The sequence below is a fragment of the Providencia sp. PROV109 genome (assembly GCF_033681625.1).
Classification (GTDB): Bacteria; Pseudomonadota; Gammaproteobacteria; order Enterobacterales; family Enterobacteriaceae; genus Providencia; species Providencia hangzhouensis.
On record NZ_CP096320.1, the window covers coordinates 4221213 to 4234851 of the forward strand.

General features: G+C 41.8%; 10 protein-coding genes. 2 read left to right on the plus strand and 8 right to left on the minus strand.

The window, feature by feature from the left end; genetic code table 11:
- From rffG to trxA, 7 genes are all read right to left on the minus strand, one after another.
- Positions 1-1074 (minus strand): dTDP-glucose 4,6-dehydratase, encoded by a 1074-nt coding sequence (gene rffG, locus M1F25_RS19555; RefSeq protein WP_181488799.1) that lies wholly within the window; start codon positions 1072-1074, stop codon positions 1-3.
- Positions 1065-2327 carry a UDP-N-acetyl-D-mannosamine dehydrogenase gene (gene wecC, locus M1F25_RS19560; protein WP_181488801.1) on the minus strand — a complete coding sequence of 421 codons (1263 nt, stop codon included), beginning with the start codon at positions 2325-2327 and terminating at the stop codon, positions 1065-1067. The genes rffG and wecC overlap by 10 nt, the downstream gene beginning before the upstream one ends.
- On the minus strand, positions 2324-3454 hold the full coding sequence (gene wecB / locus M1F25_RS19565; RefSeq protein WP_004906103.1) for a non-hydrolyzing UDP-N-acetylglucosamine 2-epimerase: 1131 nt from the start codon (positions 3452-3454) through the stop codon (positions 2324-2326). The genes wecC and wecB overlap by 4 nt, the downstream gene beginning before the upstream one ends.
- A gap of 98 nt (positions 3455-3552) precedes the next feature.
- Complete coding sequence (gene wzzE, locus M1F25_RS19570) at positions 3553-4611, minus strand: ECA polysaccharide chain length modulation protein (RefSeq protein WP_094962450.1); 1059 nt, start codon at positions 4609-4611, stop codon at positions 3553-3555.
- A gap of 29 nt (positions 4612-4640) precedes the next feature.
- On the minus strand, positions 4641-5726 hold the full coding sequence (wecA, locus tag M1F25_RS19575) for a UDP-N-acetylglucosamine--undecaprenyl-phosphate N-acetylglucosaminephosphotransferase (protein ID WP_004906107.1): 1086 nt from the start codon (positions 5724-5726) through the stop codon (positions 4641-4643).
- A 626-nt stretch (positions 5727-6352) separates the two neighbouring features.
- The gene (gene rho / locus M1F25_RS19580) at positions 6353-7612 is read right to left on the minus strand and encodes a transcription termination factor Rho (protein WP_004906109.1); all 1260 of its coding nucleotides are present in this window, start codon (positions 7610-7612) and stop codon (positions 6353-6355) included.
- Positions 7613-8317: 705 nt separating this feature from the next.
- A complete protein-coding gene (trxA, locus tag M1F25_RS19585; protein WP_004906112.1) occupies positions 8318-8644 on the minus strand; it encodes a thioredoxin TrxA in 327 nt (108 codons plus the stop codon).
- A 117-nt stretch (positions 8645-8761) separates the two neighbouring features.
- Here trxA and rhlB point away from each other — a divergent pair, with 117 nt between their 5' ends.
- The gene (gene rhlB, locus M1F25_RS19590; protein WP_144140416.1) at positions 8762-10048 is read left to right on the plus strand and encodes an ATP-dependent RNA helicase RhlB; all 1287 of its coding nucleotides are present in this window, start codon (positions 8762-8764) and stop codon (positions 10046-10048) included.
- Between the two features lie 11 nt (positions 10049-10059).
- On the plus strand, positions 10060-11562 hold the full coding sequence (gppA, locus tag M1F25_RS19595; protein WP_110591026.1) for a guanosine-5'-triphosphate,3'-diphosphate diphosphatase: 1503 nt from the start codon (positions 10060-10062) through the stop codon (positions 11560-11562).
- 52 nt (positions 11563-11614) lie between these two features.
- Here gppA and rep read toward each other — a convergent pair whose 3' ends face one another.
- The gene (gene rep / locus M1F25_RS19600) at positions 11615-13639 is read right to left on the minus strand and encodes a DNA helicase Rep (protein WP_094962448.1); all 2025 of its coding nucleotides are present in this window, start codon (positions 13637-13639) and stop codon (positions 11615-11617) included.

Below are 13639 nucleotides of genomic sequence, written 5' to 3' on the forward strand. Positions count from 1 at the left end.
CTAATTTCCTAGACCTAGACGTTCGCCCGCATAGGAACCGTCTTGTACGCGGCGCCACCACGTTTCATTGTTCAAATACCACTGCACCGTTTTGCGGATACCTGATTCGAAGGTTTCTTGTGGCGTCCACCCCAATTCGCGCTCAATTTTCGCGGCATCAATGGCATAACGCATATCGTGACCCGGTCTGTCTTTCACAAACGTGATTAAGTCACGGTAGTGCCCCACACCTTGTGGCTTCTGCGGATGCAGCTCTTCAAGCAGCTCACAAATCGTTTCTACAACGTCAATATTACGGCGCTCATTATGACCACCAATATTATAGGTGGTGCCAGGTTGTGCGGTTGTCGCAACTAAATGCAGTGCTCGTGCATGGTCTTCAACAAACAGCCAGTCACGAATTTGCTCACCTTTCCCATAAACAGGCAGAGGCTTACCCGCTAAAGCATTCAAAATAATTAAGGGGATCAATTTCTCTGGGAAATGATACGGCCCGTAGTTATTTGAACAATTGGTGATCATCGTCGGCAGACCATAGGTTCTTTGCCATGCACGAACCAAGTGATCGCTCGATGCTTTCGATGCGGAATAAGGGCTACTTGGCGTATAAGGCGTGGTTTCTGTGAAGAAACCATCAGGCCCCTCGAGGTCGCCATAAACTTCATCTGTCGAAATATGATGAAAACGGAAAGCCGCTTTTTTCTCATCATTCAGCGCAGACCAGTAATGGCGCGCCGCCTCTAACAATGTGTAAGTTCCCACAATGTTGGTTTCGATAAATGCCGCAGGGCCATCAATTGAACGGTCAACATGGCTTTCTGCCGCTAAATGCATCACGGCATCGGGTTGGTATTTTTCAAAAACGGCATCTAATGCAGCTCTATCACAAATATTCACCTGCTCAAAAGCATAGCGCGGGTTATTCGCAACCGTTGCAAGGGACTCTAAGTTACCTGCATAGGTTAAGCAATCCAGAACCACTGCGCTGTCGTCAGTGTTTTCAATAATATGACGAACAACAGCAGAGCCGATAAACCCGGCGCCTCCAGTGATTAAAATGCGTTTCAACGCCATACTCCTTTTGTATCCACAACCCATTTTTGTGGGATCGCAGAGCCTTGGATGCCTTTGAACATATTGTGGTCAACTAACATTAAGATCACATCCGCTTCATTAACGGCTTTTTCAATCGAAACTAGCTCAGAAATGCCTTTTAAAGAGGTCGGTAATTCATGGATGTGTGGCTCAACCGCATACGTTTTACCTGGGTTCCAGTTCGCTACCATTTTGGTGATGTGCATTGCTGGGCTTTCACGTAAATCATCAATATTAGGTTTAAATGACAGGCCGAAACAGGCAATGGTCACTTCACTGGCTTTTTTACCGGTTTCCACTAAGCAATCAGCCACTGCCGCTTTCACTTGGTCAACAACCCAAATTGGTTTGCCATCATTGACTAAACGAGCGGTATGAATGAGGCGTGATTGTTTTGGATTTTGCGCAACGATAAACCATGGGTCAACCGCGATGCAGTGCCCACCAACACCTGGGCCTGGTTGCAAAATATTAACGCGTGGATGACGATTCGCGAGGCTGATTAACTCCCACACATTGATGTCTTGTTCCGCACAAATTAATGATAATTCATTCGCAAAAGCAATATTCACATCACGGAAGCTATTTTCCGTTAACTTACACATTTCCGCGGTTCTTGAGTTAGTAATTACACACTCACCTTCAAGGAAAATATTGTATAGCTCACTTGCACGCAGAGAGGATTTTGGCGTCATACCACCAACAACACGGTCATTTTTAATTAATTCGACCATCACTTGGCCTGGTAACACACGCTCAGGGCAGTACGCTACATCGATATCAGCTTCTTCCCCTGCTTGATGAGGGAAGGTTAAATCAGGGCGAGCAGCTGCCATCCACTCTGCCATTTGCTCTGTTGTTCCTACTGGCGATGTAGACTCAAGGATGACTAAATCCCCTTTCTTCAGCACCGGAGCAACAGACTCAGCAGCAGCACGTACATACGCGAGGTCAGGTTCGTGCTCGCCTTTAAATGGCGTAGGCACAGCAATTAGATAAGCATCTGCAGGTTGCGGCTTAGTAAAAGCTTTGAGATGGCCTTCTTCAACCGCCTTTTTGACCACGATATCCAGTTCTGGCTCCACGATGTGGATTTTACCCTGGTTAATAGTATCAACGGCATGTTGGTTAACATCGACACCAACCACTTGTTTTTTACGTGATGCAAAGGCTGCTGCTGTTGGTAAACCAATATAACCAAGGCCAATAACAGAAATAGTTTCAAAACTCATAATTTCACCTGATTACTTTTCAATGCTGCAAGAATACGCTGACATGCATGACCATCCCCATAAGGGTTATGTGCGCGGCTCATTTCGTGATACTCCGCGTCATCTGTCAGTAACCGATTAACTTCTTTCACAATTTTTTGTGTATCTGTTCCCACAAGACGAACAGTACCTGCATCAACAGCTTCTGGTCGTTCTGTGGTATCTCTCATCACCAAAACAGGCTTACCGAGAGAAGGCGCTTCCTCTTGAATACCACCTGAGTCTGTTAGAATTAAATAAGCATGGTTCATCAAATAAACAAACGGTAGGTAGTCTTGAGGGCTAATTAAAATAATATTATCAATATCATGCAGTATACGTTTAACAGGCTCACTCACATTTGGATTTAAGTGAACTGGATATACGACTTGCACATCGGGATGCGCTTGTGCAATTTCTGCTAAAGCGTGACAAATACGTTCAAAGCCACCACCAAAACTTTCTCGACGATGGCCCGTGACTAAAATCATTTTTTTATTTGGGTCGATAAATGGGTAATTTGCAGCCAATTTCTCCATCATATGCTGGTCGCTCATGACTTTATCACGTACCCACAATAACGCATCAATCACACTATTACCGGTGACAAAAATATGACTGTCAGGAATAGATTCTTTTAACAAATTTTGGCGTGAATTTTCAGTTGGCGCGAAGTGATACATCGCTAAATGACCAGCAATCTTACGGTTTGCCTCTTCAGGCCATGGCGAATACAGGTTTCCTGTACGTAATCCCGCTTCAACATGCCCTACTGGTATACGATGGTAAAATGCCGCAAGGCTAGTTGCCATCGTTGTAGCTGTGTCGCCATGAACAAGAACAACATCCGGTTGAAAATCAGCAAAAACGCTTTTCAACCCTTCAAGAATACGACAAGTGATATCAGTTAAATCTTGCCCTGGCTTCATAATATTGAGATCGTAATCTGGAATGATCTCAAACAGTTTCAGTACTTGATCTAGCATTTCACGATGCTGTGCCGTAACACAAACTTTAGCTTCAAAGTCTGTATCTTCAGCCAATGCATGAACCAGTGGTGCCATTTTAATAGCTTCAGGTCGTGTGCCGAATACAGTCAATACTTTCACAGTGACTCTCTTATATTTATCTTTCGCAGTGAGCTGCTTTGTATAATCTTAATAACTTTATATGCCACTGGAAAATTCGCCAGTGGCTTATCCCAAAATCAAGATGGGCGGCGGCGAGCAAGTACCACTCCGGCACCTACTAACATCCCTATGGCTCCCCATAGAACCATCATAAAGGCTCGACGAGGACTATCGCGTTTAACGGGCTCTTCAGGAGTACGTAAATAGCGATATGCTTGAAAATTATCTTGGAGGGTAGGCCCGACGCTCAATGTTGATAACATGGCAATATTTTGGTCGTAATCACTGTCGTGATCGGGGCCGGTTGCTTTCAATGTTTCAATTTGTGCTTGTAATAAAGGGGCACCTAACATAAACATTTTTGAATCTGGGATTTCATCCACAGGTGTTGCGCTTTGATTACGTACAATACCTTGTTTTTCTGCAACTTTTAATGCTTGTTCCAGTGCATTCAAACGTCGCTCATAAGCGGCCTTGGCCACCATATCTTCACGTTTAACTAATGCCTTCATGGATTGCATTTTCGTTGCCCAAGTGCCTTTAATTTCATCATTTAGATTCATTGTGGCACGTTGGTTAGCAAACTGAGTGTATTGACGCAGCAACTGGTTCGCATCTGCGGAAGTTTCCGCCACTAACTTAATGCTATCGGTTAAATTTTTGACTTCATCTGCTGGCGTAAACTCAATATCGTTGATGAGCTCATCCAATAATGCGGCATCTGCTTTAGGATCATTCTCTAAGCGCTGCTTATAGTAATCCGTATTTAGCCAAAATTGACGACGTGTATCATAAGAGCCAAGCTGCTTTGTGAATTCTTGATAAGCTTCTTTTGCAATTGTCGGTAATTGCCCTTCTTGCCCCGTAGTATTAATACGGGAATCGAGGTTGCGCAGAAATTGCTGCTGAGAATAGTAACTTCCCAGATTATTGACGGTTGGTAAATCCGTAATTGCTGTCGCACTCCACTTCGGCTGCATAAAATAGGACGCTCCCAAGGCAATTGCTGCAAAAATAACGGCAAATGCAACGATCCAAATTTTACCTTGCCACAGTGAGCGACATAAACCACGGATATCCAATTCCGGCTCTATTGGCGATTGATGCTGACTCGGTTGTGTTTCTGAGTTATTCACTGCACAGAACCTCTATTTTCGTTTTGTCGTTACCGTACTGCTCCTCTACGTGCTCTACGTCTCACTCGCTTAATAAAACGGGCGACTTTCCAAGCTCGTTTGATGCAGTAACCATACATCATAAATACAAGCAAAAATAATGCCAACATTACCCATTCAGGTACAAATGTTAAGTGTTCACCAATAATACCGACACATGCTAAAGCGGCCGCTGATAGTGTAATCAGTACAAATGCCCCTTTTGGTGTAAAACCAGAACGCATAATTAAATGATGAATGTGCTGGCGATCGGGTGAAAATGGGCTCATCCCTTTACGAATTCGACGATACATAATGGCAACCATGTCCATTAGCGGGATCGCAATAATCCATAAAGCGGTAACTGGGTTAATCGGATGTACTTCTTCTTGGGTCGAAGCCACAAGGATCCAAATAATAGTGAACCCAATCAGCGTACTTCCCGCATCTCCCATGAAAACTTTAAAACGACGGCCTAGCACACCTAAATTAAGAAGAATATAAGGAAGGATAGCTGCAATAAAGGCAAAACACCAAAATGCTAACGCATAGTTACCGTTTTGATATAGCAAAAAGCCGAGAGCGCCAAAAGAAACAGAAGATAAGCCACCGAGTAACCCATCAATGCCATCAACCATGTTAAAAGCATTAATTGCTGCCCATACTGCAAATAGGGTAACGATATAACCGAATGGACCCAGTACCAGTTCCCATGGGCCAAAGGCATGACCGAGTGAATCAAGTTTCAACCCTGCCGCTGTCATCATAACAACCGCAACGATCGCTTGAATACCAGCCCTTAGTTTCACGCTAATATCAAACCTATCATCTAATGCGCCAATAAAGACTAATAACCCTGCACAAGCGATGTATAGCCACTTATGAGGAATGTATTCTCCGGTAATATAAAATGCAAAACAGATCCCAAAGAAAACGGAAATTCCTCCAACAAGAGGAACTAATCCTACGTGTTTCTTTCTGAAATTAGGTTTATCAACTAACCCGATTTTTATTGCAACAACTCGAGCCAGAAAAATAAAAACTAATGAAAACAAGAAAACGTAGAAGAGATTGGTTACAAAGTGTATGGTGTCCACTGTTTGACTCTCTTAATCTTTATATTTAACTTTCAAAACTAATTTGTTAGCGAATGCAGATAAACCAGCATACGCCAATGCATTATCATCTTGGTACTGAAATCTGCTATAAGACGAATCTTTATTCATAAAGAGATTCCTGTAACATTATTAGTTTTTACACTTTATTAGTGTGTTTGATTTAATAACGAAACATCCGGTAATTTTATACTGAATAGCTGCAATATGCATGCCATAAAAGCAATACTCTAAAATTGAGTTAATCGATTGATGTTTAAATAGGCGCTTGATGATTAAATAATAAAGTGGCGAAAATAAATTTAACGCTAATCACAAAATAAATATTTTCATAAATTTATCTTTTAATTCAATAAATTAAAGAATATTCGTTAGTATTTCCTATCGTTTATTATTAATTTTTTAATAAAAACTCCATCTGTTACCCAATGCTATTTATAAATGAACCAAATAAAACATGTTCTTAATTTATTGAAAATAAATCAGTAAAATATTAAACCTGCTTAATATGGTAGGCTTTAATTTTTATACACCACTATCGAGTATGAAAACAAAAAAAAGGTGCCATAACAGGCACCTTTTTTATAATACGTAGAGAACCTTAACGGTTACGCTCTTTTCATAAAATCAAAGAACTCTTCGTTGGTTTTTGTCATCGCTAACTTACTGATGAGGAACTCCATCGCATCGATTTCGCCCATTGGGTGAATAATCTTACGTAGGATCCACATTTTTTGTAACTCATCTTGCGATGTAAGTAACTCTTCTTTACGCGTACCTGAACGGTTGTAGTCTATTGCAGGGAAAACACGTTTTTCTGCAATCTTACGAGATAGGTGCAGTTCCATGTTACCTGTACCTTTAAACTCTTCGTAAATAACTTCATCCATCTTAGAACCGGTATCAACCAGTGCAGTTGCAATGATTGTCAGGCTTCCACCTTCTTCAACATTACGAGCAGCACCGAAGAAACGTTTTGGACGGTGTAATGCGTTAGCATCCACACCACCGGTTAATACTTTCCCAGAGGAAGGTACAACCGTGTTATATGCACGAGCTAGACGCGTAATAGAGTCGAGTAAAATGATAACGTCTTTTTTATGTTCAACTAGACGTTTCGCTTTTTCAATCACCATTTCAGCGACTTGGACGTGACGTGCTGCAGGCTCATCGAAAGTTGAAGCAATAACTTCACCTTTAACCAAACGCTGCATTTCTGTCACTTCCTCAGGACGTTCATCGATCAACAGAACCATCAGAACGCAATCAGGGTAATTGTGTGCAATATTCGCTGCAATATTTTGCAGTAACATTGTTTTACCGGCTTTCGGTGGAGCCACAATCAGACCACGTTGACCACGACCGATTGGAGCCGCTAAGTCTAGTACACGAGCAGTTAAATCTTCAGTTGAACCATTACCACGTTCCATGCGCAGACGACGGTTTGCATGTAATGGAGTGAGGTTTTCGAAAAGAATTTTACTGCGGGCATTTTCAGGTTTGTCGTAATTAACTTCGTTGACTTTCAGGAGGGCAAAATAACGTTCACCTTCTTTAGGAGGACGAATTTTTCCTGAAATTGTGTCACCTGTACGTAGGTTAAAACGGCGGATTTGGCTAGGAGAAACGTAGATATCATCAGGACCTGCGAGGTAAGAACTGTCTGCTGAACGGAGGAAACCAAATCCATCCTGCAATATTTCCAGTACGCCATCGCCGAAAATATCTTCGCCACTTTTCGCATGCTGCTTCAAAATAGAGAAAATAATATCCTGCTTTCTCATACGGGCTAAGTTCTCTAGCCCCATGTTTTCGCCTAACGTAATCAATTCTGATACTGGCGTATTTTTTAATTCGGTAAGATTCATAATGGTGGGTTCTTTAACTCGGGGTAATTCTCGAACTATGAACGTAAATTGACGGCAGCTTACTATTAAGTGCCAGTTTAACTTTATACTGCCCTGTTGCTCACTAATTTTTACCAAAAGCAAACAACAATGCAAAAAAATCTTGTGCTAGCCATTACTAAGATTGCTCTAACATTTGACTGCAACTCATCTTGATGATGTGTGACATATTATTAGAAACACACACAATATTAGCAATAGTTTTTTGTACATTTAGGACAACATCCATCCCAATATCGCAAATTTAATGTCAGATTAGCATTAAAAAACACATAATTGCTAAAGACAAACCTGTCCCACTTCGTTTTTATATCCCTATGATATAAAAATATTGAATTTCATTGCGTTCGCTTATGCGCTATCTTTAATTCATATGAGAGATGCATTGAAACCGAAGATATTGAATACTGCTATAACTCAATGTCTAAACTTTCAATTTTCATATTTAAAATCATTACGCCATCAGTTTTTTGATCAATAACAATCATCACAATACTGAACTAACAAGCTAGATATGTAAGATAAGAGCAATGGAATACAAGGTAATTCATATGGGTGCTATACGAGGAATGACGATAACTTATCATGCTTAAGTGAAGACGTCTAGCGGCTCTCTAGATAAAATAGATATACCGCTAAACGTTTTAGCTTACATATAACGATAACTTACAGATTTTCGTCTAAAAATTCTTTCAGTTGCGTTTTTGATAATGCCCCAACTTTCGTTGCTGCGACTTCACCATTTTTGAATAAAAGCAAGGTCGGGATACCACGGATTCCATATTTTGGAGCGGTAGCAGGGTTTTCATCAATATTCAGTTTTGCGATGGTCAGTTTGCCTGTATATTCTTCAGCAACTTCATCAAGAATAGGCGCGATCATTTTACAAGGACCACACCATGCTGCCCAAAAATCGACGAGAACAGGTGAACTTGCGTTCAGAACTTCAGTTGCAAAACTTGCATCAGTTATATGTATAATTTTATCGCTCATGTTGTACTCCAAAGGATCATCTTTTGCAGACTTAGTGTAACATTATTGGCAGCAGTATGCTTTATTTCAAAAGATACACTTTCGTAAACCAACCGTTAACTGATATTCTAACATACTATGAGTAAAGCACACTTGACAGAAAAGAAGTTTTCCGACTTCGCATTGCACCCTAAAGTCATTGAAGCTCTGAATAAAAAAGACTTCAATTTTTGCACGCCTATACAGGCGTCCACCTTGCCTTTTACTGTCGAAGGCAAAGACGTGGCGGGTCAAGCGCAAACTGGTACAGGTAAAACGTTAGCTTTTTTAACGTCTACATTCCATTATTTATTAACTCACCCCGCTATTGAGGGTAAAAAAGCGAATCAGCCTCGTGCGCTGATTATGGCACCGACACGCGAACTCGCGGTACAAATTTATTCGGATGCGAAAGAGCTAGCTGAGTACACTGGCCTGAAAATGGGGCTAGCTTACGGTGGTGACGGCTATGATGAGCAGCTTAAGGTTTTACAAAACGGTGTTGATATCCTTATTGGTACAACAGGCCGTTTAATCGACTACGCGAAACAAGGCCATGTCGACTTAAGTGCGGTTCAAGTTGTGGTACTTGATGAAGCCGACCGCATGTATGATCTTGGTTTTATTAAAGATATTCGCTGGATTTTCCGTCGTATGCCAGGTGCTGCAGAAAGGCTTAATTTGCTGTTTTCTGCAACTTTATCTTACCGAGTAAGAGAATTAGCTTTCGAGCAAATGAATAACCCTGAATATGTTGAGGTCGAACCTTTACAAAAAACAGGTCATCGTATCAAAGAAGAGTTATTTTACCCTTCTAATGAAGAAAAAATGCGCTTACTCCAAACGCTTCTTGAAGAAGAGTGGCCAGAGCGTTGTATTATTTTCGCCAATACAAAACACCGTTGTGATGATATTTGGGCGCATTTAGCTGCTGATGGTCATCGTGTAGGTTTGTTGACCGGTGATGTCGCACAGAAAAAGCGACTGCGTATATTAGAGCAATTCACACAAGGCCATTTAGATATTTTAGTGGCAACTGATGTTGCAGCTCGTGGTTTACATATTCCATCAGTTACTCATGTATTTAATTACGACTTACCTGATGACTGTGAAGATTACGTACACCGTATTGGTCGTACTGGTCGTGCTGGTGAAAGCGGAAACTCAATTAGCTTAGCCTGTGAAGAATATTCACTTAACCTGCCTGCTATTGAAGAATATATTCAACACTCAATCCCTGTTAGTAAGTATAACAGTGATGCATTATTGAGCGATTTACCGGCACCAAAACGCCGCCATCGCCCACGCCCTGGAGGCCAGCGCCGTAATTCGAATTCGCAGCGTCGCCACAATGGCCCACGAAACAACCATAAACGTCCAGGCTGAGTAAAAACGATATGCTGAAATCTTCTTCTCTTTATGCCGCCATCGATTTAGGCTCAAACAGTTTTCATATGCTAGTCGTACGTGAAACCGCTGGTAGCATTCAGGTGATCTCTAGGGTTAAACGCAAAGTTCGTCTTGCTGCAGGGTTAGATAACAATAACCTGCTTTCTAAGCAAGCAATGGAGCGAGGCTGGCAATGTTTACGCCTGTTTTCGGAACACTTACAAGATATTCCGAATACACAAATTCGTGTTGTCGCGACTGCGACTTTGCGTTTAGCTAAAAATGCCGATGTTTTCATCGAAAAAGCCAGTCAAATTTTAGGAAACCCTGTAAAAGTTATTCAAGGGGAAGAAGAAGCTCGCTTAATTTATCAAGGTGTTGCTCATACAACTGGTGGGCCAGATCAACGCTTAGTGGTTGATATTGGTGGGGGAAGTACTGAACTTGTTACAGGTACTGGCGCAAAAGCGGAGCAACTCTATAGTCTTGAAATGGGTTGTGTGACTTGGCTTGAACGCTACTTTGGCGATAGAAGTTTAACCGAAGAAAACTTCTCAGCGGCTCAAGCCGCTGCACATAATGTCATCGCCCCTATTGCAGAGTCACTCAAGACACATGGGTGGAAAATATGTGTTGGAGCATCCGGTACTGTACAAGCCATTCAGGAAATCATGATTGCCCAAGGCATGGATGAACTGATCACCCTTTCTAAGTTACAACAGCTTAAGCGCAAAGCCATTCAATGCCAAAAACTTGAAGAGCTTGAAATTGACGGCTTAACCTTCGAACGTGCCCTTGTTTTTCCAAGCGGCTTGTCTATTTTGATTGCTATCTTTGAAGCATTAGACATTGATAACATGACACTTGCTGGCGGAGCACTTCGTGAAGGGCTTGTCTATGGTATGTTACAGCTTCCTATTGAGCAGGATATTCGCGCTCGTACCGTTCGCAATATTCAACGGCGCTTCCAAGTCGATATCGAACAAGCTGGCCGAGTCCGTCAACTTGCAGAATATTTTTATTTACAAGTCGCGAAAGATTGGGGCTTAGATACACGCTGTCGTGATTTACTATCGAGTGCATGCGCCTTACATGAAATCGGCTTGAGTGTCGATTTCCGTAAAGGCCCCGAGCACGCGAGCTACCTCATAACACACCTTGATTTACCTGGCTTCACTCCAGCTCAAAAACGGTTACTTGCTGCATTATTGAAAAATCAGCAAGGCCCTATCGATTTAACACCATTAAGCCAACAAAATGCGCTACCCATACAGCATGCATATGATTTATGTCGTTTACTCCGCCTCGCCATTATTTTTGCGAGCCGCAGACGGGATGATACCTTGCCTGCACTAAGACTTAATGTGAATGCACAAAGGTTAACCATTACACTGCCTTATCGTTGGTTATCTGCTCACCCTCTACGAGCGGAAAATTTACAGCAAGAAGTTCAATGGCAGGGCTATGTGAATTGGGTTTTAGAGTTGGAAGAACGTAATAGTTCAAATTGATAATATATTCCACACTAGACCTACTCTAGTGTGGAAATTCAATTAGTTGTGGTTACTCACTTTTTTTATTTAGCCCTAAGCGCGCTTTAATATCGGCTAAAGCTGATTGCCCTTTCTGCATACGCTCCTGCGCACTAACCACTTTACGCTGTTGCTCCCATTGTAAATCATCTTGTGGCAATTCAAGGAGAAAACGGCTTAATTCGGGACGGATCAATTCACCATATTGACGACGCTCACGACAATGAGAAAAGAATAACTCTCTTTGCGCTCTTGTGATCCCTACATAAGCTAAACGGCGTTCTTCATCAATATTATTTTCATCAATACTGCTTTGATGTGGCAGCAGCCCTTCTTCCATACCGACCAAAAAAACATAAGGAAATTCAAGGCCTTTAGACGCATGCAACGTCATGAGTTGAACTTGGTCTGATTCTTCATCATCCTCACCACGCTCCATCATATCGCGCAGCGTAAAGCGTGTAACCACTTGGCTCAATGTCATTGGGTCATTGAGATCATCACCTTCCACCATTTCACTCATCCATGTGAACAATTGGTTGACGTTTTTCATTCGCATTTCAGCAGCTTTAGTACTGGTCGACGTTTCATATAACCAGCTTTCATAATCCATTTCGCGCAGTAAATCACGCACCGCAATTAAAGGTTCGCGTTCCGACGTTCTAACAATACTGTCCATCCAATGAGTGAAACGCTGTAATGCTTCTAATCCTTTACCTTTTAAAATTTGTTCAAGCCCTAGATCAAAGCTGGCTTGATATAAGCTTTTCCCTCGTTGGTTTGCCCATTCCCCAAGTTTTTGGATAGTTTTGGGACCAATCTCTCGACGTGGAGTATTTACTATGCGTAAAAAAGCACTGTCATCTTCAGGGTTAGTTAATACTCGCAAATAGGCTAATAAGTCTTTAATTTCAGGGCGGGAGAAAAACGAAGTCCCCCCCGAAATGCGATACGGAATACGATTTTGCATCAACATTTTTTCAAAAATACGCGATTGATGGTTACCGCGATACAAAATGGCGTAATCTTTATATTCCGTCTTATTAATAAAATGGTGTGCAATAAGCTCCCCAATCACTCTTTCGGCTTCATGGTCTTCATTGTTTGCCGTAAGAACCCGAAGTGGCGCTCCATATCCCAATTCAGAAAATAATTTTTTTTCAAATACATGAGGGTTATTGGCAATTAAAATATTTGCAGCCTTTAAAATTCGTTCAGATGAACGGTAATTTTGCTCAAGCTTAATGACATTTAACTTAGGGAAGTCCTGATTCAATAAAACCAAGTTTTGTGGCCTTGCGCCACGCCATGAATAGATTGACTGGTCGTCATCACCCACAACCGTAAACCTTGCTCGCTGCCCCACAAGCAATTTAACCAACTGATATTGACTCGTATTGGTATCTTGATATTCATCCACCAGCAAGTAGCGAATTTTTTGCTGCCAGCGTTCACGAACTTCTTCATTTTGATATAACAACATGGTAGGTTTGCTGATTAAGTCATCAAAATCCAACACATTGCAACTTTTCAGATGAAGTTCATAGCGGCGATAACACTCGGCAAAATGATGCTCTTTCTCACTCCGTGCTTGGCCTATAACTTGTTGTGGCGAGATAAGATCATTTTTCCAATTAGAGATCGCTGAGATCAATTGTTTGAGTAAGTCTTTATCTTCTTCTAGTAAGTCAAAAGTGAGTTCTTTCAACAATGCCATCTGGTCTTGGTCATCAAATAGCGAAAAGTTGGCTTTAATACCCAGCGCTTTATATTCACGCTTAATAATTTCCAAGCCTAATGTATGGAAGGTGGATATGATCAAACCACGCGCTTCTTTTTTACCCAAGGTTTGTGCCACGCGCTCTTTCATTTCCCGCGCCGCTTTATTGGTGAAAGTCACAGCTGCAATTTGCCGAGGCTGATAACCGCATTGGCGAATTAAATGCGCAATTTTATTGGTAATAACACGTGTTTTGCCTGACCCCGCCCCCGCCAATACAAGGCACGGGCCATCGACAAATTCAACTGCCTGCTGTTGGCTAGGATTCAATCGCAT

What these genes read in the sequence shown, in the direction of transcription:
- rep (WP_094962448.1), bottom strand. Translation starts at nt 13,639, where the DNA reads ATGCGATTGAATCCTAGCCAACAGCAGGCAGTTGAATTTGTCGATGGC.
- gppA (WP_110591026.1), top strand. Translation starts at nt 10,060, where the DNA reads ATGCTGAAATCTTCTTCTCTTTATGCCGCCATCGATTTAGGCTCAAAC.
- rhlB (WP_144140416.1), top strand. Translation starts at nt 8,762, where the DNA reads ATGAGTAAAGCACACTTGACAGAAAAGAAGTTTTCCGACTTCGCATTG.
- trxA (WP_004906112.1), bottom strand. Translation starts at nt 8,644, where the DNA reads ATGAGCGATAAAATTATACATATAACTGATGCAAGTTTTGCAACTGAA.
- rffG (WP_181488799.1), bottom strand. Translation starts at nt 1,074, where the DNA reads ATGGCGTTGAAACGCATTTTAATCACTGGAGGCGCCGGGTTTATCGGC.
- wecC (WP_181488801.1), bottom strand. Translation starts at nt 2,327, where the DNA reads ATGAGTTTTGAAACTATTTCTGTTATTGGCCTTGGTTATATTGGTTTA.
- rho (WP_004906109.1), bottom strand. Translation starts at nt 7,612, where the DNA reads ATGAATCTTACCGAATTAAAAAATACGCCAGTATCAGAATTGATTACG.